Source organism: Hyphomicrobium sp. 01T421 (genome assembly GCF_056398805.1).
In genome coordinates this window covers 395,457-417,824 of record NZ_JBFTQC010000001.1, presented here as the reverse complement: position 1 = coordinate 417,824, position 22,368 = coordinate 395,457, and the positions used below count along the sequence as shown (strand labels likewise).

Annotated in this window: 22 protein-coding genes; 15 read left to right on the top strand and 7 right to left on the bottom strand. The window is 61.2% G+C overall.

The window, feature by feature from the left end:
* Positions 1–243: 243 nt before the first annotated feature.
* The gene (moaA, locus tag AC1DK3_RS01980) at positions 244–1,269 is read left to right on the top strand and encodes a GTP 3',8-cyclase MoaA (protein WP_477190620.1); all 1,026 of its coding nucleotides are present in this window, start codon (positions 244–246) and stop codon (positions 1,267–1,269) included.
* A 16-nt stretch (positions 1,270–1,285) separates the two neighbouring features.
* Here moaA and AC1DK3_RS01975 read toward each other — a convergent pair whose 3' ends face one another.
* Together AC1DK3_RS01975 and hpt are read right to left on the bottom strand one after the other, a co-directional pair.
* The gene (locus AC1DK3_RS01975) at positions 1,286–1,648 is read right to left on the bottom strand and encodes a response regulator (RefSeq protein ID WP_477190619.1); all 363 of its coding nucleotides are present in this window, start codon (positions 1,646–1,648) and stop codon (positions 1,286–1,288) included.
* 205 nt (positions 1,649–1,853) lie between these two features.
* A complete protein-coding gene (hpt, locus tag AC1DK3_RS01970; RefSeq protein ID WP_477190618.1) occupies positions 1,854–2,396 on the bottom strand; it encodes a hypoxanthine phosphoribosyltransferase in 543 nt (180 codons plus the stop codon).
* 167 nt (positions 2,397–2,563) lie between these two features.
* On the opposite strand from hpt, the gene ftsE reads away from it, so the two are divergent.
* From ftsE to AC1DK3_RS01930, 8 genes are all read left to right on the top strand, one after another.
* The gene (gene ftsE / locus AC1DK3_RS01965; protein WP_045835142.1) at positions 2,564–3,220 is read left to right on the top strand and encodes a cell division ATP-binding protein FtsE; all 657 of its coding nucleotides are present in this window, start codon (positions 2,564–2,566) and stop codon (positions 3,218–3,220) included.
* Positions 3,204–4,316 (top strand): cell division protein FtsX, encoded by a 1,113-nt coding sequence (locus AC1DK3_RS01960; RefSeq protein WP_477190617.1) that lies wholly within the window; start codon positions 3,204–3,206, stop codon positions 4,314–4,316. The genes ftsE and AC1DK3_RS01960 overlap by 17 nt, the downstream gene beginning before the upstream one ends.
* A 189-nt stretch (positions 4,317–4,505) precedes the next feature.
* Positions 4,506–5,144 (top strand): YdcF family protein, encoded by a 639-nt coding sequence (locus AC1DK3_RS01955; RefSeq protein WP_477190616.1) that lies wholly within the window; start codon positions 4,506–4,508, stop codon positions 5,142–5,144.
* Positions 5,137–5,949, top strand: a complete 813-nt coding sequence (locus AC1DK3_RS01950) for a lysophospholipid acyltransferase family protein (RefSeq protein ID WP_477190615.1) — start codon at positions 5,137–5,139, stop codon at positions 5,947–5,949. The genes AC1DK3_RS01955 and AC1DK3_RS01950 overlap by 8 nt, the downstream gene beginning before the upstream one ends.
* A gap of 186 nt (positions 5,950–6,135) precedes the next feature.
* A complete protein-coding gene (locus AC1DK3_RS01945) occupies positions 6,136–6,438 on the top strand; it encodes a hypothetical protein (RefSeq protein WP_339085765.1) in 303 nt (100 codons plus the stop codon).
* A 369-nt stretch (positions 6,439–6,807) separates the two neighbouring features.
* Entirely contained in the window at positions 6,808–7,515 is a 708-nt protein-coding gene (locus AC1DK3_RS01940) for a sensor histidine kinase (protein ID WP_477190614.1), read from the top strand.
* Between the two features lie 102 nt (positions 7,516–7,617).
* On the top strand, positions 7,618–10,032 hold the full coding sequence (locus AC1DK3_RS01935) for an adenosylcobalamin-dependent ribonucleoside-diphosphate reductase (protein ID WP_477190613.1): 2,415 nt from the start codon (positions 7,618–7,620) through the stop codon (positions 10,030–10,032).
* A gap of 291 nt (positions 10,033–10,323) precedes the next feature.
* The gene (locus AC1DK3_RS01930) at positions 10,324–10,746 is read left to right on the top strand and encodes a hypothetical protein (RefSeq protein ID WP_477190612.1); all 423 of its coding nucleotides are present in this window, start codon (positions 10,324–10,326) and stop codon (positions 10,744–10,746) included.
* Between the two features lie 18 nt (positions 10,747–10,764).
* On the opposite strand, the gene AC1DK3_RS01925 is transcribed toward AC1DK3_RS01930, so the two are convergent.
* Together AC1DK3_RS01925 and hisC are read right to left on the bottom strand one after the other, a co-directional pair.
* Positions 10,765–11,745 (bottom strand): prephenate/arogenate dehydrogenase family protein, encoded by a 981-nt coding sequence (locus tag AC1DK3_RS01925; RefSeq protein WP_477190611.1) that lies wholly within the window; start codon positions 11,743–11,745, stop codon positions 10,765–10,767.
* Positions 11,745–12,848 carry a histidinol-phosphate transaminase gene (hisC, locus tag AC1DK3_RS01920; protein WP_477190610.1) on the bottom strand — a complete coding sequence of 368 codons (1,104 nt, stop codon included), beginning with the start codon at positions 12,846–12,848 and terminating at the stop codon, positions 11,745–11,747. Before hisC ends, AC1DK3_RS01925 begins: the two co-directional genes overlap by 1 nt.
* A gap of 152 nt (positions 12,849–13,000) precedes the next feature.
* On the opposite strand from hisC, the gene metX reads away from it, so the two are divergent.
* Together metX and metW are read left to right on the top strand one after the other, a co-directional pair.
* A complete protein-coding gene (gene metX / locus AC1DK3_RS01915; protein ID WP_477190609.1) occupies positions 13,001–14,203 on the top strand; it encodes a homoserine O-acetyltransferase MetX in 1,203 nt (400 codons plus the stop codon).
* On the top strand, positions 14,200–14,889 hold the full coding sequence (gene metW, locus AC1DK3_RS01910) for a methionine biosynthesis protein MetW (protein WP_477190608.1): 690 nt from the start codon (positions 14,200–14,202) through the stop codon (positions 14,887–14,889). Before metX ends, metW begins: the two co-directional genes overlap by 4 nt.
* Here the strand turns inward: metW and AC1DK3_RS01905 are convergent.
* A complete protein-coding gene (locus tag AC1DK3_RS01905; RefSeq protein WP_477190607.1) occupies positions 14,886–15,626 on the bottom strand; it encodes a methyltransferase domain-containing protein in 741 nt (246 codons plus the stop codon). The two genes, metW and AC1DK3_RS01905, sit on opposite strands and share 4 nt — an antisense overlap.
* Before the next feature lie 157 nt (positions 15,627–15,783).
* Here AC1DK3_RS01905 and gloB point away from each other — a divergent pair, with 157 nt between their 5' ends.
* The 3 genes from gloB to AC1DK3_RS01890 all read left to right on the top strand — a co-directional run bounded on the left by gloB (position 15,784) and on the right by AC1DK3_RS01890 (position 19,253).
* Positions 15,784–16,554 (top strand): hydroxyacylglutathione hydrolase, encoded by a 771-nt coding sequence (gene gloB, locus AC1DK3_RS01900; protein WP_477190606.1) that lies wholly within the window; start codon positions 15,784–15,786, stop codon positions 16,552–16,554.
* Between the two features lie 20 nt (positions 16,555–16,574).
* A complete protein-coding gene (locus tag AC1DK3_RS01895) occupies positions 16,575–17,024 on the top strand; it encodes a cupin domain-containing protein (protein ID WP_477190605.1) in 450 nt (149 codons plus the stop codon).
* 207 nt (positions 17,025–17,231) lie between these two features.
* The gene (locus AC1DK3_RS01890) at positions 17,232–19,253 is read left to right on the top strand and encodes an NYN domain-containing protein (RefSeq protein WP_477190604.1); all 2,022 of its coding nucleotides are present in this window, start codon (positions 17,232–17,234) and stop codon (positions 19,251–19,253) included.
* 116 nt (positions 19,254–19,369) lie between these two features.
* Here AC1DK3_RS01890 and phbB read toward each other — a convergent pair whose 3' ends face one another.
* Positions 19,370–20,098: an acetoacetyl-CoA reductase gene (gene phbB / locus AC1DK3_RS01885; protein WP_477190603.1), complete on the bottom strand. Its 729-nt coding sequence runs from the start codon at positions 20,096–20,098 to the stop codon at positions 19,370–19,372.
* A 98-nt stretch (positions 20,099–20,196) separates the two neighbouring features.
* Positions 20,197–21,387 (bottom strand): acetyl-CoA C-acetyltransferase, encoded by a 1,191-nt coding sequence (locus AC1DK3_RS01880; RefSeq protein ID WP_477190602.1) that lies wholly within the window; start codon positions 21,385–21,387, stop codon positions 20,197–20,199.
* Positions 21,388–21,664: 277 nt separating this feature from the next.
* Between AC1DK3_RS01880 and phaR the strand changes: the two genes are divergently transcribed.
* Positions 21,665–22,312: a polyhydroxyalkanoate synthesis repressor PhaR gene (phaR, locus tag AC1DK3_RS01875; protein WP_477190601.1), complete on the top strand. Its 648-nt coding sequence runs from the start codon at positions 21,665–21,667 to the stop codon at positions 22,310–22,312.
* Positions 22,313–22,368: the final 56 nt, after the last annotated feature.

Here is a 22,368-nt window from a genome sequence, read left to right as displayed (position 1 = left end):
GAATGGCCGCTGAAGCTTGAAAAGGTGCGGAGCAGCTCGCCATTCAAAAAGGCCAAAACGAGCAGCCAGATCACGGATGCCGTGATGAAACCGAGYACGAAGTAAGCCGCCGGACTTTTCATATTTTTTCCTCCCGTAGGTACCTTAATACGGTTTAAGACAACCTGACGCGAGCGCCGAGCTTGCCCTTGGCGCTCGAAGGTACGATATGTGAGGAACATGGCCTCTTCCGGAGATGCTTCGATGCTGGGCGACGTTGCCCAAACGACCGATACGCCTCTGATCGATCCCTTTGGCAGGAGTATCGAGTATTTGCGCGTGTCCGTGACGGACCGGTGCGATTTTCGCTGCGTCTACTGCATGGCCGAGCACATGACGTTCCTGCCGAAGCGGGATCTTCTGTCCCTCGAGGAGCTCGACCGGTTGTGCGCGGCCTTCATTCGGCGCGGCGTCAAAAAGCTGCGCATCACGGGCGGCGAACCGCTTGTGCGCCGCAACATACTTTGGCTGTTTCGGGCACTCGGCCGCCATCTCGAAACGGGTGCGCTCGAAGAGCTGACGCTGACGACGAACGCGAGCCAGCTCGAAAAATATGCGAGCGAGCTTTATTCCACAGGCGTCCGGCGGATCAACGTCTCCCTCGACACGCTCGATCCGGTCAAGTTCAAGGCAGTGACCCGATGGGGCGATCTCGGGACGGTGCTTCGCGGCGTCGACGCCGCGGAAGCTGCCGGCATACACGTCAAATTCAACGCCGTGGCGCTCAAGGGGATCAACGAAGACGAGATCGAGAGTCTCGTCCGGTTCGCGCATGGCCGCGGCGCCGACTTGACCCTCATCGAGACGATGCCGCTCGGCGATATCGGCGAAGACCGGACAGACCAATACCTGCCGCTGTCGATCGTGCGCGCGCGCCTCATGGATCGGTTGACGCTCGAAGACAATCCCTATCGAACGGGCGGCCCTGCGCGCTACGTGACCGTCAAAGAGACGGCCGGCCGCCTCGGCTTCATTACGCCGCTCACGCATAACTTCTGCGAAAGCTGCAACCGCGTGCGCGTAACGTGCACGGGTCAGCTCTACATGTGCCTCGGCCAGGAAGACGACGCGGACTTGCGCGCGCCGCTCAGGGCTTCTCCCGACGATGCAGCTCTCGACGCCGCCATCGTCGAAGCCATCTCGCGCAAGCCCAAGGGCCACGACTTCATCATCGACCGGCGCACCAAGAAGCCTTCGGTCCGCCGCCACATGAGCGTGACCGGCGGTTGATCCCGCGCGTGCCTCGTCAGGCGAGAACGCTTTTTACGACCTGCTTGATCTGATCGAGCGTAAAGGGCTTCGAGATCGACAGCAGCCGCCGCACCCTGAGGCGCGCCGCGCGCTCGAGCTGGTCCGTAAAGCCCGACATCAATACGACCGCCAGCGCGGGCTTCATGATGAGTGCTTTCTCGGCCAGCGAAATGCCGTCGAGCTGGGGCATATCCACATCGGTGATCAGGATGTCGTAGACGGCACCGTTGGCGCTGAGAGACTCGAGCGCCTCGACACCGTCTTGTGTGACATGAACCGTGTGGCCGTCGGAACTCAACGCCCGCCTCACGAGGTCGCGGATCGCGGCATCGTCGTCTGCGAGCAGGATCGTCGCCATCTACCGCCCCCCTCTTTCTAGTTTGCGCATGACGACTCGCGTTCCGCGAGCCGGCCGTCATGCGCGGAAGAACCCGTCGTTTGCGCATGTCGGCCCGTGTTCCGCGAGCCGGCCGTCATGCGCGGAAAGAACCCGTCGTTTGCGCATGTCGACCCGTGTTCCGCGAGCCGGCCGTCATGCGCGGAAAGAAGCCCTCATTCCAGTTCTAATCGACGAGGCGGCCCACGAAAGGCAGCTCCCTGTAGCGGTGCGCGACGTCCATGCCGTAGCCGACGACAAACACGTTCGGGCATTCGAAAGCACAATAGTCCGGTTCAATCGATACGGCGCGAGGGGCCTTCTTGTCGAGCAATACGCACGTTTCGATGCGGGTCGCGCCGCGGGCCGAAATCAAATCCTTGGCGAAAGCCAGTGTGCGGCCCGAATCAAGGACATCGTCGATCAGGATGACGTGGCGATTCTCAACGTCGAGATCCAAGTCGCGCAGGATCGCCACCTGGCCCAACGATTCGCGGCTTTTCCGATAGCTCGAAAGTGTTAGGAAATCGACTTCCGGGGCGAGGCCCGCAGCATTGAGCGCCCTCAGCAAATCGGCCGCAAAGACAAAGCTGCCCTTCAGAACGGGTACAACCAGAAGGTTTTCAGGCGCCTTGGCTGTGATTTCCGCGGCAAGCACCCGGAGCCGGGCCTGAATATCCTCAGCGGAAAAGATTGTTTCGATGGTTTGTTTCGCGTTTGAATCGGGCATCTATTTATTCCTGTCGTTCAGGGCGACCTGGTGTCCGGGACCCTGACGGATCTTGTGTACACGACTGCGCCACAATCGTAATCGATTGATCATTGTGTCCGCCACGTGTCTATACGCGTCGGGCATCGCAAACTGCTCCGAATATCCACTGCCAAGGCAAATACCTCTTGATTCGCTTGACGAATGTCGGACTGAAATACGACAGAGGGCCCGAGGTGCTGCAGGATGTGACATTCCATCTGCGGCCGGGTTCCTTTCACTTTTTGCATGGCGAATCCGGAGCGGGAAAGTCATCGCTGCTCCGGCTGATGTTCATGTCGCTCCATCCCAACCGCGGCGAAATCCGCATGTTCGGCGAGGACGTCACGAAGGTCAGGCCGCAAAAGCGCGCCCAGATGCGGCGGCGCATCGGCATCGTGTTCCAGGACTTCAGGCTGCTGGACCATCTGACCGTTTGGGAGAACGTCGCACTTCCGCTCCAGGTCGTCGGCAAGAAGCCTTCCGACTACAGGGAGGATGTGACGGACTTGTTGCAATGGGTTGGTCTCGGCGATCGGATGTATGTTAATCCATCCGTTCTTTCGGGCGGCGAGAAGCAACGGGCGGCCATCGCGCGGGCGGTCATCGGCAAGCCGGAAGTGCTGCTCGCCGACGAGCCGACGGGTAACGTCGATCCGCAAATGGCGCGACGCCTGCTCCGGCTTTTCGTCGAGTTGAACAGACTCGGTACCTCCGTCGTGATCGCGACGCACGATCATCAGCTGATGCGGCAGTTCAAGGCGCCGCGCATTGAGGTGCACAAGGGCCATGTCCGGATCATCTAGCCGCTTTCCCGGACGCGTCGAGCCAGCGATGCCGCTGCCGGCGTACGATCCTTACGACGACCCGACCACGGGCGTGACCGCGCGCACGGCAGGCTATCCTCCGCAATATGGAGACACCGAACCGACGGTGACAGCGGAAGATCCGCAACGCAGTCTCAAGCCTCCCGCACGTGACCGCGACAGCGCGCGCAAAATGAAGGTGACGGCTCCGGTCGTTCCGCCGGGCTCGGTCACCGGCCGATCGCTGACTCTCGTCATCGGGATCATGTGCTTTCTCGCCTGCCTGACGTCGGGCGCCGTATGGATGATCAAGGAATCGTCCGATGCCTGGCTGAACGACATCGCCAGCGAGGTCACCGTGCAGGTCATTCCGCAAGAGAATGGCAATATCGACAAAGCCGTTGCCGACGTCGTCGGCTATCTGCAAAAACAGCGTGGCATCGCCAACGTCAATGCGCTGAGCCTCGAGCAATCGGCGGAGCTTCTGCAGCCGTGGCTCGGCTCGACGGATGCGCTGAAGTCACTTCCCGTGCCGCGCTTGATCGCCGTCGAGGTCAACCGGACTGACCCGCCGGATCTCGCCGAGATCGGCACTACTCTCGGCCGTGATTTCAAAGGCGCTTCGCTCGACGATCACCGCCGGTGGCAGCAGCAGATCCGGGCCGTCACACGGTCGATGGCATTGGGCGGCATCGCGATCCTTGTGCTCGTCGGGGCGGCAACCACAGCTATCATCGTATCGGCGACGCGCAGTGCGATGGCCTCAAATCGAGAAATCGTCGAGGTGCTCCACTTCGTCGGCGCCACGGACAAATTCATTTCCCGCGAATTCGAGAAACATTTCTTGAGACTCGGGATAAAGGCAGGAATCGTCGGGGCGAGCTGCGCAATGCTCGTTTTCATTTGCATGCCGGCGATCACCGAGATGTTGGGGGGCGGCGCCGTCAGTGCCGTGGAAATGCAGCGCCTGATCGGTACCGGGGCGCTCGATTCGCTCGGCTACATCATTCTGGGACTTGTCGTCGTAACCATAGCCGGCCTTTGCATGGTGACATCCCGCGTTGGCGTTTATCGCATCCTGAATGGACAGCACTAACGGCGATACGGCAAAACGTAGATCTCGCCCACGTGCCAAGCCGCGCGATTTCCTGTAGGGCAAAGCCCGGCCGGAGCCGCGAGGTGGCTGCGTGAACCGTCCAAATCGGTTACACTTCGACGGTGAGCGACGGCAGATAGAAAAGCGATACGAACTGGCGACACGAACAAGCACATCCCGCAAATGAAAATGTTCTCACACGCAATCATTGTCCTGCTGGCGCTCGGCGCGGCCGCGTTGGCATTTGGATTCGTGCTGTTCGCAGTTTCGGTCACCCGGGATGATGCCGCCGATTTGGACAAGGCCGACGGCATCGTCGTGCTGACCGGCGGCGACAACCGGATCGAGGCGGGTGCCAAGCTTATGAGCGAAGGGCGCGCCAAGCGCATGCTCATTTCGGGCGTCAATCGCAAGGTCAGCCGCGAAGAGATGCAGCGGATCGTCCGCATCGATAACAAGGTTTTCAATTGCTGCGTCGACCTCGGATACGAAGCCCTCGACACGGTCGGTAATGCGGACGAGACGAGAACGTGGGCCAATACGAACGGCTACTCGAAGCTGATCGTCGTGACCTCGCGCTATCACATGCCCCGCAGTCTCGCGGAGCTGGCTCTCGTGATGCCGGGTGTCACGCTGCTGCCATACGCGGTCACTCCGAAGCGCTTCCCTGAGACAGCCTGGTGGCTGCACGTCGCGACGACGAAGGTGCTGCTTTCCGAATATCTGAAATTTCTCCCCGCCGTCGCTCGCCTCACGGCGCAGCGCGTCATCGATTGGCGCGACGGGCAATCGGTCGCGATCATGCCACAGAAGCGCGCCGATGGCTGAGCAATCGCTGCCTGAATCGCCGCCTGGGCCAGGCGCATTGGTCGTCGTGCGTTCGCTCATCTATTTCGTCGTGTTTTACGTCGTCACGGCACTTTATCTGGTGCTCGGCTCATGGCTGCTCATCGGGCCACGGTCCTGGGCGATGAAGGGTCTCGAGGTTCACGGGCGCACGTGCGTCTGGCTTCTCCACGTGATCTGCGGGACCAAGCTCCAGGTTCGTGGCCGCGAGAATTTGCCGAAGACGGGCTGCCTCGTCATCGCCAAGCATCAGTCGGCCTGGGACACCTTCGGCCTCATTTCGCTTTTCCGCGATCCGGCGATCGTGCTGAAGGACGAGCTGAAGTGGATCCCGTTCTACGGCTGGTTCTGCGTCAAGTTCGAGCACATTCTCGTCAAACGCGAGAAGGCTTCGGCGGCACTCAAATCGATGATCCGCGACGCCCGGCAACGCGTCAGCATCAACCGCGAGGTCGTCATTTTTCCGGAAGGCACCCGAACGATACCGGGTTCGCCTCCCGATTATAAACCCGGCTACGTCGCCCTCTACGAAGCGCTTGGGGTCGTCACAGTGCCCTTGGCGCTCAACTCCGGACTGTACTGGCCGCGCCGCAGCCTCTGGCGCTATCCAGGGACGATCGTCGTCGAGTTTCTGCCGGCGCTGCCCCCCGGATTGGCGCGCGCCGAATTTCGCTCGCGCATCGAATCCGCGATCGAGGCGGCGGCCACGCGGCTCATCGAGGAAGCTGCGAGAAGCCCTTCGCCGCCGCCGCTCGCACTGGCCTACAGGCGCACACACGCGAGCTGACGTTATCCACACCCCCGGGCAGCAAGCATCGAAGCAAGCACGGGCCGCCAAATCGCATGATGTGCGGATGCCGCAATGCGGGGGAAATCGTCGTTTCCGAGTGGTTTGTTGTGCGCGGGCGTCACTTCGATATGGCACGGTCGAGTTCTCATCGTTTTCCTCGTTTTCCAATCATGGAGACATCCAATGCGCACTGCCGCCCGAATGATGTGGGCCGTAATCGCCGTCGCGGGCGCTGCCATGGCGGCTGCGCCGGCGGAAGCCAAAGACTGTTTCAAGAAGGCCGCCGAAGGCGTCGCCCTCACCGAGAAGCTCGCCCATTTCCAGGTCGATGCGGCCCTGCTGCAGGCGACCGACTGGAGCATCTATTTCACCTGGGTCTCCGGCAACGGCACGCCCGGCTATTCGTTCGGCCCGCGCCGCTATAAGTGCAGCGCCGGAACGATCGGCTGGCAGTGCAAGGGCGAAGCGACGCTCTGCAAGCTCTGAGAGCGGCGATTTCCGAAGGACGTTGTGCCGTCTGCTTGTGCCAGAGATCACCTCCGCGGTCAGGCAGGCGGTTTTTCTTTGTGTGCGCGCGCATTAAGCGCTTCGCGCGCCTCTAAATGCCTTTTCAAAGAAGCTTGCCAGCCATCGCCACGCACTGGCGCTCCACTTCAAGTTCTACAACTGGACGCGTATCCACAAGACGCTTCGGGTCACACCTGCAATGGCTGCGGGCATTGCCGATCATCTGTGGACGATGGAAGAGATTATAGGATTAATGGACGAAGTGTCGCCGAAACCAGGGCGCCCTCCAACCTATAAGGGGAGCGCTCGTCAAGTAGCGTTGTTCTTTTCAGAAAAGTGAGGCTCTGTGTGCCGTCGGATGTCGAGCTAGAACGCGAGAACAAGGCCCTAAGGCTATTGCTGGCCAGAGCCGGACTGGAATCGGCAGAACACGACGTAGCGACCAAGCTTCAGCAACTCATCGTCGAAGAACTCCATCACCGCATCAAAAACACCCTAGCCACAGTTCAGGCGATTGTTTCCCAAAGCTTACAGACCGCTGAGACCATTGGCGAAGCGCAAAATGCTATCGTGCAACGGCTACAGTCGCTAGGCAGGGTCCATGACCTGCTTCTGGCAAAAAGCTGGTTGCAGGCGAGTTTGAGTTCGCTCATCACAGTAGCCATAGAGCCCTTCAGTTCAAAGGGTATGGGTCGGTTTTCAATTGTGAGCCCAGAAATCGAAGTAGCGGCGGCTGCAGCCCTTCCGTTGGTGATGGTCTTGAACGAACTGTGCACCAATGCGAGCAAGCATGGGGCGCTGTCGGTCCCAAACGGCCATGTGGATATTATCGCCGAGATCGACTCTGACGTGCATCAGATACTGTTGACCTGGACAGAAAGCGGCGGACCACTCGTCTCCGAGCCGGTGAGAAGAAGCTTCGGGACGCGGTTGATTGAGCAAAGTCTTCTCTCAACGATCGACGGGAAAGGCCAAATACAGTACCGGCCGACTGGAGTCGTTTGCGTTCTTGCTATCCCCTTAGCTGCGCTTCAAATGCCACAGATTTCAAACTGATACGCTACCGGTAGCCTCAAACCGTTTGACAGAGGAGGATTGAGAACATATAGTGAACGATAATTGAAGACGGGCTTTTAATACCCATATTACGGGCACCCGATGAGCGCGATTTTTTCAGATCTTCCGGCCATTTCCGACGCCATCTGGCGGCGTAAATATCGCTTTGCCGGTTCGCCGACCGTCGCGGCTGACGAAACGATCGAAGACACATTCCGGCGGATCGCGGCTGCCGCCGCGTCGGTTGAGAAACCGGGCGCCCGAGAGGCGTGGGCCAGCGCCTTTTATGATGCGATGTCGGACTTCGGCTTTCAGCCGGCCGGGCGCATTACTGCGGGTGCCGGCACCGACCGCAACGTCACGCTCTTCAACTGTTTCGTTCTCGGCCGGATCGGCGACGACCTTTCCAGCATTTTCGACAACGTCAAAGACGCGGCGCTGACGATGCAGGCGGGCGGCGGCATCGGTCATGATTTCTCGACGCTCCGGCCGCAAGGCGCTCCGGTCAAAAGCATCGGGGCGGACGCATCGGGGCCCGTGAGCTTCATGGACGTCTGGGACGCGATGTGCCGGACGATCATGTCGGCCGGTCAACGCCGCGGGGCGATGATGGCGACGCTTCGATGCGACCATCCGGATATCGAAACGTTCATCGCGGCGAAGGCGGATTCGCAGCGGCTGCGGAATTTCAACCTTTCGGTTCTGGTGACCGACGCATTCATGGATGCCGTGAAGCGCCGCGCATCATGGGACCTCGTTTTCGAAGGCAAGGTCTACAAGACGGTCGACGCCCGCGCGCTGTGGGACAAGATCATGCGCGCAACGTATGATTATGCGGAGCCCGGCGTCATCTTCATCGACCGGGTGAATGCCGCGAACAATCTCGAATATTGCGAAACGATCTCGGCGACGAACCCGTGCGGGGAGCAGCCGCTTCCTCGTTATGGCGCCTGCCTATTGGGATCGATCAATCTCGCGCGCCTTGTCGAACATCCGTTCACGGCCGCGGCAAGCATCGACCGCGCGAAACTGGAAACTCGGGTCGCGACGGCGGTTCGCTTTCTCGACAACGTCATAGATATCTCGCGCTATCCGCTCGAAGCGCAGGCCGCGGAAGCCCGTGCCAAGCGCCGCATCGGCCTCGGCATCACCGGCCTCGCGGACGCACTGATTTTTCTTGGGCTTCGTTACGGCAGCGCGGCGGCGCGGGAAAAGGCGGCCGAATGGATGGCCGCGATCCAAAACGCCGCCTATCGGGCGAGCGCGGCTCTTGCCGCCGAAAAAGGCGCGTTTCCGCTTTACGACGCGAAGGCGTTCCAGTCGCGTCCGAACATTTCGCGGCTCGATGCCGATGCGCGCGAGGCGATTGCTGCTAGCGGCGTTCGCAACGGCTGCCTGACGTCGATCGCTCCGACGGGCACGATCTCCCTTCTCGCCGGCAACGTGTCGAGCGGCATCGAACCGGTGTTCGATTTCGTCTACCAGCGCCGCGTGCTCGGCGACGGACAGACGGCCACCGAAGAGTCTGTCGAGGATTACGCTTACCGGAAATTTCGCGCCGCATCGGGAGACGATGCGACGCTGCCTGAAGCATTCGTCACCGCCGACACGCTTTCGCCTGCCGAGCACATCGCGATGCAAGCGGCGCTGCAGCCTTATGTCGACAGCGCCATTTCGAAAACGATCAATTGCCCTGAGGATATTTCCTTCGAGCAGTTCGAACATATCTATGCCGAGGCTTTCGATCTCGGACTGAAGGGGTGCACGACCTATCGGCCGAACGCGATTACGGGAGCTGTTCTCTCGCGCGCCGCGCCTGTCCGCACAGACGAGGAGCCGCTCGATGAAATTCCGGCTCCCGCCGTTTCCGCTCAGCGCGCGCCGGCGCTTAGAGCCATCGAAGATCCGGCGAAGGCGGGCGACGTCGTTTACATGACGAAGCCGCTCGAGCGCGATGCTGCGCTCGAAGGCGTAACGTACAAGATCAAATGGCCGGCGAGCGCGCACGCGCTTTACGTGACCGTCAACGATATCGTTCGCGACGGGCGGCGGCGGCCGTTCGAAATCTTCATCAACACGAAGAACCTCGAACATTATGCCTGGACAGTCGCTCTGACGCGAATGATCAGCGCCGTCTTCCGCCGCGGCGGCGATGTCACGTTCGTTGCCGAAGAGTTAAAGGCCGTCTTCGATCCCGAGGGCGGCCGGTGGATGGGCGGGCGTTATGTTCCGAGCCTGCTGGCTGCCATCGGTGACGTCATCGAGCAGCATATGATCCACATTGGGTTTCTAGTGCGTGACGACGCCCTCCCGGAGATCAATACGAAACGTCAGCCGATCGCGGCCGTTCAGCGAATTGGTGCGGATGGGGACACGGAGCCCCAGCGGAACGACGCTCAGGGTCACGGCTTTCCCATGGCCTCGGCGCGCATTTGCCCGAAATGCGGAGAGCGGGCGCTGAGGCATATCGAAGGCTGCTGGACCTGCACGAACTGCGATTATTCGCGTTGCGGATAAGCCCCGGCGATTAACACTACCACCGTGTCGGTTATCGCGACTTGCCGCTTTACCCGCGGCTTTCCCGGCCTCGAATGCTAACGCGCGTTGACGTTTGGGGCGATTTTGCCCGTAGGCTCGCTTCGAGTGTTTTCAATCCAAGCCGTTCTCAACACTTCGTTGACCATCGAGGCGCGGATGAGGCAATCGCGTCAAATTTTCGAACCAAAGTTCACCATTCCTCACAGTCCGACGGGTATCACGGTTTCAACGAAGAACTCGGTGTGTATTTGCCGATAAGGGGTGTGCGTTATGAGTGCCGAAATTATCCAGCTTTCCGCGTTCCGGGATCGCCGGCAGACAGTCGAAGCCGCGCCGCAGGTCAGCGTCGGAACCACGGTTCCAGAAGCGCCGCCGAGATTTCATTTCTGGACTGGAGCTTCGGGCAAGCGCTACGTGCACACGGTCTACAGCCTCTTTGACTGCCCGACACTGGAAGACGCCAATTACATTCTGGTTCGCCGCACTGATCGTTCACGACGCACGGTGCTCGCCATCGGCCGGCTCTCCAACCGCTGCCCGACTCAGAACCTCGCGGAGATCCGCCAGCACTCGGCAGTGCTCGGCGCCGATGAAGTTCACGTGCATTTGCTCGCGTCGTCATCGCAGGAAGCTGAAGCCGTCGAGGCCGATCTCATCACCGCGCAGTTTCTGATGGAGCCGCACTCGGCTTAAACGCGAGGCGGTTCGGGATTAGTTCGAGCCGTCTTTTGCGCGCGCCGGGCTCCGGCCGAAGTCGGGCTGCGCCGTATCCTGGCCGGCCTGGATGATGCCGCGGCGGATCGCGCGCGCTTCCGTGAAGAGTCGCTCCAGCGTCGCGCCGTCACCGAAGCGGATTGCACGTTGAAGCGTGATGAGGTCTTCCGAGAAACGGCCGAGCATTTCGAGAACGGCGTCCTTGTTGTTCAGAAAGACGTCGCGCCACATCACCGGATCGGATGCCGCGATCCGCGTGAAATCGCGGAAGCCACCGGCCGAAAACTTGATGACTTCGCTATCGGTCACGCGCTCGAGATGGGCTGCCGTGTTGACGATATTGTAGGCGATCAAGTGCGGGACGTGGCTCGTGATCGCGAGCACCATGTCGTGATGCTCGGGCGACATGATCTCGACGTTCGAGCCGAGCTTACGCCAAAACGTTTCCAGTTTTGCGAGCGCTGACGGATCTGCCGCCTCGCCGGGGGTCAGGATGCACCAGCGTCCGTCGAAGAGTTCGGCGAAGCCTGCGTCGGGGCCGGATTGCTCGGTTCCCGCGATCGGATGCCCGGCAATGAAATGAACACCTTCGGGAATGTGCGGAGCGATTTCGTGGACGGGTGCGGCTTTTACGGAGCCGACATCCGAGACGACGGCGCCCTGCTCGAGATGCGGTCCGATGGCCTCGGCGATTTTTTTGTACGCACCGACGGGCGTGCAGAGAATGACGAGGTCGGCGCCTTTCACGGCTTCTGCCGGATCGGCATAAGCCTTTCTCACGAGGCCCAGTTCTTCGGCCCGGCGCCTTGTCTCGGGCGCGACCGCGCAACCGACGATGTCGCCGGCGATCCCGGCGCGTCGCACCGCATGGCTGATGGACGAACCGATGAGGCCTATGCCGATAAGGGACAGGCGCTTGAACATCGGCTCCGTGGCGCTTTCGGGTGCGCTTTCAGTTGCGCTTTCGGCTTGAGCCATCAGGCCGTACCCTTCAAGTAACGAGCGAGCGCATCGATGACTCGCTTGTTGTCGATCTCGGACCCGATCGTCATGCGCAGCGCGTTCGGAAATCCGTAAGCGCCGACCTTGCGCACGATGATGCCCTGCGATTTCAAGAATTCATCCGCTTCCGACGCCGTCTTGCCTTTGACGCCGTCGAAGTGGAAGAGGACGAAGTTCGCGACGCTCGGCGTCACGGCGAGACCGAGCTTTTTCAGTTCGCTTTCGACCCACGGCAGCCATTTGTCGTTGTGAAGCTTGGCGCGCTCCAGGTGCGCGATATCCTCCATCGCAGCGGCGCCGCTGGCGATTGCGGGGGCCGACAAATTGAAGGGTCCGCGAATACGATTGAGCACGTCGGCGATCTCCGGCGGGCAATAGGCCCAGCCGATGCGCAGTGCGGCAAGTCCGTAAATTTTCGAGAACGTTCGCGTCATGACCGTGTTCGTGGTCGTGGCGACGAGTTCGAGCCCGGCTTCGTAATCGTTCTTGCTCACGTATTCCGAATACGCGGCGTCGAGCACGAGCAGGATATCGCCACGCAGACCGGCGCGCAGGCGGCGCACTTCCTCTATCGAGATGTATGTGCCTGTCGGGTTATTCGGGTTGGCGATAAAAACCACGCGAGTTCGCGGCGTCACGGCTGCGAGGATCGCATCGACATCGGTTTTCAGCTCGTGTTCCGGCGCGACGATCGGCGTCGCGCCGTTCGTCAGGATCGCGATCCGGTAAACGAGAAAGCCGTGGGCGGTGTAGATCGCCTCGTCTCCGGGGCCGAGGTAGCCGCGGGCCAACAGGCCCAGCAGCTCGTCGGAGCCCGACCCGCAGACTATGCGGCTCGCATCGAGCCCGTAACGGCGGGCGATGGCTTCGCGAAGCTGTGTCGCCTGGCCGTCCGGGTAGCGCTCGAGTTCGCCCGCTGCCGCCTTGAATGCCGCGATTGCCGCAGGGCTCGGTCCAAGCGGGGTCTCGTTCGACGATAGCTTAACAGGGGGCAAGCCGCCGCCGGCCTTGCTTTCGCCCGGCACATAAGCCGCAATGTCCAGGATGCCACGACGTGCAATTGGTGCAGTAATCACCATATATTGTCTCGAATTCTTGAACGGTATTGCCGATTTCGCGCGCATTGATAGGGGCATCATCACTTGAAATCAAAGTTTAAAGTTGACTTTGTCTGCGGCAAGCCTAGCAAGCCCGCCCTACCGCTTAGCCTTTGGGATATCGAACAAATACGATGACTGGCGCATCGCCCAATCTTGTTGCCTCGGTTTCACGGCGGCATCCCGAGGTGGATACGCCGTCGAGCCCGGTCGTGCATTTCGACGCCGGCACGCCGCTGCACCTTGCCTGCCAGCAGGATCTGGCGCCGTTTTCCATAGCTTACGAGACCTATGGCGAACTCAACGCGGCGAAGTCGAACGCTATCCTGATCTGTCACGCGCTAACCGCCGATCAGTACGTCGCGAGCCGTCACCCCATCACCGGCAAACCGGGGTGGTGGGATAATATGGTCGGGCCCGGCAAACCGATCGACACGAGCCGTTTCTTTGTCGTCTGCTCGAACGTCGTGGGCGGCTGCATGGGATCGACGGGTCCGGCATCGATCGATCCGAAGACCGGCGCTCCCTACGGCCTTACCTTTCCGGTCATCACCGTTGGCGATATGGTGGAAGCGCAGGCGCGCCTCATCGATTATCTCGGCATCGATCAACTGTTCGCGGTGATCGGCGGCTCGATGGGCGGCATGCAGGTTCTCGAGTGGGCGTCGCGCTACAAGGATCGCGTATTCGCGGCCGTGCCGATCGCGACGGCTGCCTGGCATTCCTCGCAGAACATCGCGTTTCACGAAGTTGGCCGTCAGGCCGTAATGGCCGATCCCGAATGGTCGGGCGGCAATTATTATGCGGCCGGAACGGTGCCGAAGAACGGTCTTGCCGTCGCACGCATGGCGGCCCACATCACGTACCTTTCGGAAGAAGCCCTGCACCGAAAGTTCGGCCGCAACTTGCAGGACCGGTCGTCATTGTCGTTCACGTTCAACGCCGAATTCCAGGTCGAGAGTTATCTGCGGCATCAGGGGTCGACGTTCGTCGATCGCTTCGATGCCAACAGCTATCTCTACATCACGCGGGCTCTCGATTATTTCGACATGCGCGAAAGCGCCGGCGGCGTTCTCGCGAATGCTTTTCGTGGCACGAAGACGCGCTTCTGCGTGGTGTCGTTTACCTCCGATTGGCTTTATCCGACGCGCGAGAGCCGCGAAATCGTTCAGGCGCTCAACGCGGTTGCCGCCAACGTTTCGTTCGTCGACATCGAGAGCGACAAAGGCCACGATGCGTTTCTGCTTGAAGAGCCGACGTTTTTCGCGACGATCCGAGGCTTTCTCAATGCCGCCGCGATGAAGCGCGGGCTCGGCTCGCCGGAGGCGCGAAAATGAACGCTCCCGATATCGGAAAAATCGCCGGGCAAACGAAAGTCCCGCGTGTCGACCATTTGCTCATCGCCGAGATGGTGGAAGCGGGTTCGCGGGTTCTCGACGTTGGCTGTGGTGACGGCGAGCTTTTGCAGCTTCTGTCCGAGCGCAAGGGCGTCGACGGGCGTGGGGTCGAACTGCAGCGTGAAAAGGTCAACGCCTGCGTGGCGCACGGCCTTTCCGTCATCCAGGGCGACGCCGACCGCGACCTCGACAATTACCCCGATCAGGCGTTCGACTACGCCATTCTATCGCTGACGATCCAGGCGACGCGGCAGCCCAAAACCGTGCTCGAAAATTTGCTCAGGATCGGACGGCGCGCCATCGTCTCGTTCCCGAACTTCGGCCACTGGCAGGTGCGCACGAGGCTGCTTTTCTCAGGCCGCATGCCGATCAACGACAATCTGCCGGATGAGTGGTATCTGACGCCCAACGCGCACTTGTGCACGATCCGTGATTTCGCAGACTTGTGCGAGCTCGTTCATGCGGATGTCGAGCAGGCGGTGGCGTTCAACGCCTACGGCGCGCGTCTGCCGATCAAATGGTCGTTGTCGATGCAGAACATGTTCGGGGAAAAAGCCGTGTTTCTCCTGCGCGGCCAGCAGCCGGCCGCTAGAAGCGGCCCTGGGCGGCCAGCAGCCAGCCGCTAGAAGCGGCGGATCCCGGACGTGCTTCGCGTATCTGCCGGTTTCAGAATTGCGGGTTGAGCGATGCGCTTGCCGCTGCCGACCGGCGCCATCACTTCTTTCTTCGCCTCGACCAGTATGACGCCGGCGACGCCGATTGACATGCTCGATCCGAAGCGTTCGATGGGCGTCGCGACGCGCAGCAGCAGGCGTTGGTTGACCGGGGGAAAGTAGAGCGCTTCACCCCAGTCGACGGGCGTGAAGAGCGCATCGATAAGCTGCGTTTCGAGCTGCCCGCGGCTGAAGGGCAGTCCGTGACCGAATGGCGTTCGGTCCATGCGCGACCAGAGCCCCCGGCGATTTGGCACGACGAACAGCGCCCGGCCTTCCGGCTTCAGGACGCGCCACACCTCCCGGAGCAATGGCCCCGGGCGCTCCGCCTGCTCGAGGCAGTGGACGACCAGAAGTCGATCAACCGAGTTGTCAGGCAGGGGCCATTGGTTTTCCGAGACGAGAACCGAGTGGCAATGCCCTGAGTGCGGCCATACGATTGCGCCCTGGCGTGCGGGCATCAGGCACGCGAGGCGCTGAGCTTCGGTGCGGAACGTGCCGAGGAACGGTGTCGCGAATCCGACGCCCGTCACCGTCAGCCCGCTAACCCGGCTCCAGCGCTCGCGGATGGCAGTCGTGAGCTGCCGCCGAACGACCCGGCCGAGCGGGGTTCTGTAGAAATCTCTCAATGTCTTTGCGTCGAGAGGCATCGTTTGCGCTTACCAGCCGTGATAAAATCTGTTCTACCGGCATTGTCTCTAAACGATCCGGACCGCCAGAGACAGTCTCGGCTGGCGGTAACCCTCTAATCGCTGCGTCGTTTCGTTGCGTTTGACACGGCAGACGCGTCCAACGAAAGTCCCGCCCATGGGAGCTCTCGATATCGTTCTTCTGCCGTGCCTGGCAGACAATTACAGCGTTCTTCTGCACGAGCCGGAAACCGGCGAAACGGCAGTCATCGACGCGCCATGCGCTTCTGCGATCAAGGCGGCGCTCGCCGAACGCGGCTGGCGGCTGAACCATCTTTTCATCACGCATCACCACACCGATCACACGGGCGGCATCAACGAGCTCAAGGCGCATTACGGCGCGAGCGTGACGGGTCCGGAAGCGGAGGTCGACCGCATTGCCGGATTGACGCGTGTGGTCAAGGCCGGGAGCCAGCTCGAATTTGCGGGCCACCCGATCCAGGTTCTCGAAACGCCCGGGCATACGCTCGGGCACATCACGTATTACTTCCCGGACGACGGCGTGGCCTTCACGGGAGACACGCTGTTTTCGCTCGGCTGCGGAAAAGTTTTCGAAGGCGATCCGCAGATGATGTGGGAGTCCGTTTCGAAGATCGCGGCTTTGCCGGGCGAGACGAAAATTTATTGCGGTCATGAGTACACGCTCAACAACGCCCGTTTTGCGGTGTCCATCGAGCCGGAGAACGATGCCCTGAAAAAGCGGGTGGCCGAAGTCGAAGCCTTGCGCGCGGCAGGACAGCCGACGCTGCCGACGACGCTCGACGTCGAACGCGCGACGAACCCGTTTCTCCGGCCGCTGTCCCGCGCGATCCAGGCGCGCCTCGGGATGCTCGGTGCGCCCGACTGGGAAGTATTCGCGCGCCTCCGTCAGTTGAAGAACAAGGCCTGATCACCGGCGGAGGATCCACCATGGAAGGCGATCTCTCCGGCGACGACGTGATCGAGATGCTCGGGCTTTCGCCTCACCCCGAGGGCGGGCACTTCCGTGAGACCTTCCGGGATGCAGCGAAACCCGGCGAGCGCGCGGCCTCGACCGCCATCTACTTTCTTCTGAAAGCCGGCGAGCGCTCGCACTGGCATGCGGTGGACGCGGCCGAAGCGTGGCACTTCTATGCGGGCGACCCGATACTTCTGGAGGTTTCACCAACGGGCGGTCCGGTTCAACGCATTCGGCTCGGCTCCGATCTCGCGGCGGGGGAGCGGCCGCAAGCCATCGTTCCTTCCGGGCATTGGCAACAGGCGCGCAGCCTCGGAAAATGGACGCTGGTCGGCTGCACGGTCGCGCCGGGGTTCATGTTCGAGGGCTTCACGCTGACCGCTCCAGACTTCGTGCCGGACGCGCGTCCGGAAGTCGACTAAGCGGCGAAGCTGCAACAGATCAAAGCCTTTCGGCGATGATCCACACGTCGTCCCCAGCCGCGTTTTCAACGCCCGTTGCGTGTTGGCCTTCCATCCACGGGTTAATTGCCTCTTTCGGTCAACAGCATGGTGGCGCTTCTTGCTGGAGGCGTTCGACTCGTCAACAGTGACTGCGAATCATGTTCCGATTCACGGGGGTTGCAGTCCATGAAACGCGAGTCCTCAGGACCCGTCCTATCTACGGTGTTTGTCGATTACGACAACATCTACCTATCTTTGAAACGTAAGAACGAAGACGCTGCGAAGCGTTTCGCCAAAGACAGTGCTGTGTGGCTGCAAGGAATTGCGTCCGGCGAACTCATCACGTCCACGAACTCGTACTCATTGCCAGGCGAACGCCGGATTGCGATGAACCGGTGCTACGGCAATCCCGTTCCTCGCCGTAATGCGCACGACAATTCGACGGACATGAACTCGTTCCCGTTCATTCGGCATCATTTCCTGCGCGCAGGCTTCGAAGTGATCGATTGCCCGCCCTTGACGGCGCAGCTGAAGAATTCCGCCGACATCCGTATGGTGATGGACGTTCGCGATATCCTCAATCACGACACGTATTTCGACGAATTCATCATTCTGTCGGGCGATGCCGATTTCACGCCTCTGCTTCACCGGCTGCGCGCGCACGCACGGCGCACGGTCGTGTTTGCGAACGACCACACCGCACAGCCCTATACGGCGATCAGCGACGGCGAAATCCGCGAATCGAACCTCATCACGCTGTTGACCAGCGGCAACCGGGCAATTTCGGGTGAAAGCCCGCGCGAGATCGCGGCACCGCCTCTGGCGATCGACGTCGAGGCTGCGCGCAAGGCCATTCTCTCAGAGGTCGTGGAATTCGTCCGCGTCGCTCCGCAAGCTGTTCCTCTCGAGACGTTGGCTGACCGCGCGGTGCGCGTCGTCGGCCGCGATAAAACGGTCGGAACGAATTGGGGCGGATACGGATCTTTCCGGGATCTGCTGCTTGCCGATCTTCCGGAAGACATCCACCTGAGCGACACGGCACCTTATACGGTGTTCGACGGCAACCGGCACATCTCGGCAGCCGGGCTGATCGCCCCGCAGCAGCTGGCGCCGCCGGTCGCCGAACAGCGCCGGCCTGAACCCGCTCGCGTCGAACCGCAGCAGGCTGCCTTGTCGGCACCATTGTCGGCTCCGGCGCGGTTCGCACAACCGGCCACTTCCGCTGCTATCCCTCAGAGCTCGTACCAGTCCCCCGTCCCCCAGTCGCGCTACATCGACCGGGTGACACCGGCTGCGCCTCCTGCGCCGCCAATGCCGACGTCGCGCATGCCGGAACTGACGGCAGTCGCTCCTGCGGCTCCACAGGCGCTCACACGGTCTGTCGGTGCTCAGGCTCCGGGGGCGGCAGCACTGCAGCCGCGACGGCAACCCGTGGCTCCGCCGCCGCAGGCGAGCTATCAACCCGAACCGCGCCGCGAACTGGCACGGCCACAAAGCCAGCAGACGCCTCCTCCTCCGATGAGTGCTCCCATGGGCGGGACGGCGATGGCTACCGCGCCTCGGGGCGCCGATCAGGCGACGCAGATCCAGCAATCGATCGCGCGTATCCACGATGCCTGCCAAGCTCCGGCGTTGGCTCCGGCCGAATATCGCGTTCTGTTCGATGTGATGTCGCAGGAAATCACCGCGAACGGACTGCAGGGCGCGCAGACGCTCGTCAACATCACCCAGCGCGCTCGCGAGTTCGGCCTCGACATCAAGCGCGACGATCTCCGTTTCATCTACGACGTGGTGAGCGAGAGCGATCCGTGGTTCGAGCAGGGAACGTCGGCGAGCCTTTTCGCGGGCCGCTTCCGCAACTTCGTCGTTGCGCGCTGCCGGAGCCAGGGCCTCAGCCTGTCGGCGGATGAGCTCGATCTGATCGAAGCGTGGTTCTCGGCACCCCAGCAGCAGCCGGCGCGGCAGCAGCAGAGCTATACCGCTCGCCCAGCGCCAGGGACGTCTCCGCCCCAGCAGCAGCCCCAGTCGTCAATGCCGGCGGTTGCGCCGCCCGCAGGTGAGCGCTGGTGGAGCATCGAAGAAGGACGCCAGCACATGGCCGAGCAGCAGCGGGAAGCCGAGCAGCGGACGCCAAATGCTTACGCGCAGAACCAAAGCGAGAGCGAGGACGAGTTTCCCCGCATCGTGAGATCGCGCTTCCGCGGCTGAGGCCTTCGCTTTCATCGTCGTCAAACGTAAAAGGCTCTACCGGAGATTTCCGGCAGAGCCTTTTTCAATTGCGCAAATTGTTGTGGCGCTCCCGCCGTTCGGTCCCTTAAGGCCGATCAGCTCGCGAGGTACTGTCCGCCGTTGGCGGTCAGCGTCGAACCGGTGATGAAGCCCGAATCGTCGGACGCGAGAAACACGACGGCGCGTGCGATCTCGCTCGGTTCGCCGAGGCGGCCGACTGGAATCTGCGGAAGAATGCTCTTCTCGAGAACGTCCTGGGGAACGGCCTTGACCATTTCCGTCGCGATGTAGCCCGGGCAGATGACGTTGACCGTGATACCGGCGCGGGCGCCTTCCTGTGCGAGCGCCTTCGTGAACCCGATGTCGCCGGCTTTCGATGCCGAGTAGTTCACTTGGCCCATCTGGCCTTTCTGGCCGTTGATGGAAGAGATGTTGATGACGCGCCCGAACTTCCTTGCGCGCATGCCTTCCCAAACCTGGCGGGTGACGTTGAACAAGCCGTTGAGGTTCGTTCCGATGACTTCATCCCACTGCTGCTTCGTCATCTTATGGAACATGACGTCGCGCGTGATGCCGGCATTGTTCACCAGTACGTCGATGGGGCCAACGTCCTTGGCGATCTGGGCGACCGCCTTCTCCGTCGCGTCGTAGTTGCCGACGTCGAACTTGTAGACGGGTATTCCCGTCTCGATCTGGAAGGCCTGCGCGGCGGCGTCGTTGCCGGCGTAGCTAGCGGCTACACGGTAGCCGTTGCTCTTAAGAGCGATCGAAATTGCGTGGCCAATGCCGCGCGTGCCTCCCGTGACGAGGGCAACCCGTGCCATATCATTCTCTCCTGATTTTTTTGTTGTTGCGGCTTTTGGTTGGATGCAAAGGCGCAGCCGCCCAATTCGAAACGGCTGCGCTTAGGAATTGAGGGCGTTTAGTCTCGTGCGACGCACATGGCGACGCCCATACCGCCGCCAATGCACAATGTCGCGAGACCCTTCTTGGCGTCGCGGCGCTGCATTTCGAAAAGAAGCGTATTCAAGATACGTGCGCCGGATGCGCCAATCGGATGGCCGATCGCGATCGCGCCGCCGTTGACGTTGACCTTGTCGGCATCCCAACCGAGGCCCTTGTTCACTGCAAGTGCCTGAGCCGCGAAAGCTTCGTTAGCTTCGATCAGATCAAGATCGTTGATCGTCCAGCCCGCTTTTTCGAGCGCCTTTTTCGAAGCCGAGATCGGACCGGTGCCCATGATCGAGGGATCGACGCCTGTGGTCGCCCACGAGACGATGCGCGCGAGCGGAGTGATGCCGCGCTTCTTGGCTTCTTCCGCCGTCATCAGCACGACGACGGCTGCGCCGTCGTTGATGCCGGACGCGTTTGCAGCCGTAACGGTACCCTCTTTCGGATCGAAGGCCGGACGCAGCTTGGCGATGCCGTCATAGGTGACGCCATCCTTGATGTATTCGTCGTGCTCGACGACTGTGTCGCCCTTCCGGCCCTTGATGGTTACCGGCGCGATCTCGTCCTTGAACTTTCCGGCCTTCCTTGCGGCTTCGGCCTTGTTCTGCGAAGCGACCGCGAACTTGTCCTGCTCTTCACGCGTGATCTGCCACTGGCGGGCGACGTTCTCGGCCGTCGTGCCCATGTGGTAGTTGTTGAAGGCGTCCCAAAGGCCGTCTTTCACCATCGTGTCGATGAACTTGATGTCGCCCATCTTCGTGCCGTCGCGCATGTGCGCCGCGTGCGCCGATTGGCTCATGCTTTCCTGGCCGCCTGCGACGACGATCGACGCGCCGCCTGTTTGAATTTGCTGCATTCCGAGTGCAACGGCGCGGAGGCCGGAACCGCAGATCTGATTGATGCTCCAGGCAGGTGAATCGACCGGAATACCGGCGCCAACCGATGCCTGACGGGCAGGTCCCTGGCCTTGGGCCGCGGTCAGAACCTGGCCGAGAATAACTTCGGATACGTCCCCTGCCGGCACGTTTGCCCGCTGAAGCGCTGCCTTGATGGCGACTTCACCGAGCTTTGAAGCGGGCAGCGATGCCAAGGCGCCGTTGAAGGAACCGACCGGTGTGCGTGCTGCACTCGCAATAACGATTGTCGAAGCGTCCTGGCTCATTGGCGGCCCCTCCCTGGGCACGTAGTTTTGCTTGAAGATTTATAGAACGCCCTGCCGGCGCGCCACTTATTACGGCTTCAATCAGCAGACCAAGGCACTTTGCAGCGCGTGGTTATTTTCAGCAATTGCGACCTCTTGCCTAGACTGCCCATCGGCATTGGTTTCTCCCCGCCCAAAAGAGTGACAGAAACGTCTGGCGGTGGGGCACCAGGGTGTGGTACGCTGCCGCAGTGCAGCAACCTACTCTAAGCCGCCGTTAGTAGAGAACACGAACGCGATGTTGACCAACCCAGATCCTCAGACGCAAGCTCCGAAACGTGAATCCGTCGTTATTAAAAAGTACGCCAACCGGCGACTTTATAATACCGAAACCAGCACGTACGTAACGCTGGAAGATCTGGCGAAGATGGTGCGTGGCGACCGCGATTTCGTCGTTTACGATGCGAAGAACGGCGATGATCTCACTCACGCAGTTCTGACGCAGATCATAGTTGAGCAGGAAAGCCGTGAAGGCGGGCAGGCGCTTCTGCCGATTCCGTTCCTTCGGCAGCTCATCCGCTTCTACGACGACAGCATCGCGCGCATGGTGCCGAGCTATCTGCAATTCAGTCTCGAGCACTTGGCGAAGGAACAGGTTCGCTTTCGCGAGCAATTCGCCTCGGCGTTCTCAAATCCTGCGGCTGCGTTCGATTTTTATCAGCAGCAAGCCAGACAGAACATGGCCATGTTCGAACAGGCGATGTCGATGTGGGCTTCGTTCGGAACGCCTGGCAAGGGTGGCAAGCCCGGCGAGGGCCAAGCCCCGGGCGCGGCTCAAGCGCCAAGCACGGAACAATCCGGCGACCGCGACGAATTGAGCGAACTCAAGTCGCAGCTCTCAGCGATGCAGCAGAAGATCGAGAAGCTGTCGCAATCGCGGACCTGAGCCCTCTCGACGCACTCAGAAAACGGCTGGTCCACGCAGACATCTCACCGCGAGCC

Bases quoted from the DNA above. Each gene is read 5' to 3' on its own strand.
- moaA (WP_477190620.1), top strand. From the start codon at position 244: ATGCTGGGCGACGTTGCCCAAACGACCGATACGCCTCTGATCGATCCC.
- AC1DK3_RS01975 (WP_477190619.1), bottom strand. From the start codon at position 1,648: ATGGCGACGATCCTGCTCGCAGACGACGATGCCGCGATCCGCGACCTC.
- hpt (WP_477190618.1), bottom strand. From the start codon at position 2,396: ATGCCCGATTCAAACGCGAAACAAACCATCGAAACAATCTTTTCCGCT.
- AC1DK3_RS01960 (WP_477190617.1), top strand. From the start codon at position 3,204: ATGTCCGGATCATCTAGCCGCTTTCCCGGACGCGTCGAGCCAGCGATG.
- AC1DK3_RS01955 (WP_477190616.1), top strand. From the start codon at position 4,506: ATGTTCTCACACGCAATCATTGTCCTGCTGGCGCTCGGCGCGGCCGCG.
- AC1DK3_RS01950 (WP_477190615.1), top strand. From the start codon at position 5,137: ATGGCTGAGCAATCGCTGCCTGAATCGCCGCCTGGGCCAGGCGCATTG.
- AC1DK3_RS01945 (WP_339085765.1), top strand. From the start codon at position 6,136: ATGCGCACTGCCGCCCGAATGATGTGGGCCGTAATCGCCGTCGCGGGC.
- AC1DK3_RS01935 (WP_477190613.1), top strand. From the start codon at position 7,618: ATGAGCGCGATTTTTTCAGATCTTCCGGCCATTTCCGACGCCATCTGG.
- AC1DK3_RS01930 (WP_477190612.1), top strand. From the start codon at position 10,324: ATGAGTGCCGAAATTATCCAGCTTTCCGCGTTCCGGGATCGCCGGCAG.
- AC1DK3_RS01925 (WP_477190611.1), bottom strand. From the start codon at position 11,745: ATGGCTCAAGCCGAAAGCGCAACTGAAAGCGCACCCGAAAGCGCCACG.
- hisC (WP_477190610.1), bottom strand. From the start codon at position 12,848: ATGGTGATTACTGCACCAATTGCACGTCGTGGCATCCTGGACATTGCG.
- metX (WP_477190609.1), top strand. From the start codon at position 13,001: ATGACTGGCGCATCGCCCAATCTTGTTGCCTCGGTTTCACGGCGGCAT.
- metW (WP_477190608.1), top strand. From the start codon at position 14,200: ATGAACGCTCCCGATATCGGAAAAATCGCCGGGCAAACGAAAGTCCCG.
- AC1DK3_RS01905 (WP_477190607.1), bottom strand. From the start codon at position 15,626: ATGCCTCTCGACGCAAAGACATTGAGAGATTTCTACAGAACCCCGCTC.
- gloB (WP_477190606.1), top strand. From the start codon at position 15,784: ATGGGAGCTCTCGATATCGTTCTTCTGCCGTGCCTGGCAGACAATTAC.
- AC1DK3_RS01895 (WP_477190605.1), top strand. From the start codon at position 16,575: ATGGAAGGCGATCTCTCCGGCGACGACGTGATCGAGATGCTCGGGCTT.
- AC1DK3_RS01890 (WP_477190604.1), top strand. From the start codon at position 17,232: ATGAAACGCGAGTCCTCAGGACCCGTCCTATCTACGGTGTTTGTCGAT.
- phbB (WP_477190603.1), bottom strand. From the start codon at position 20,098: ATGGCACGGGTTGCCCTCGTCACGGGAGGCACGCGCGGCATTGGCCAC.
- AC1DK3_RS01880 (WP_477190602.1), bottom strand. From the start codon at position 21,387: ATGAGCCAGGACGCTTCGACAATCGTTATTGCGAGTGCAGCACGCACA.
- phaR (WP_477190601.1), top strand. From the start codon at position 21,665: ATGTTGACCAACCCAGATCCTCAGACGCAAGCTCCGAAACGTGAATCC.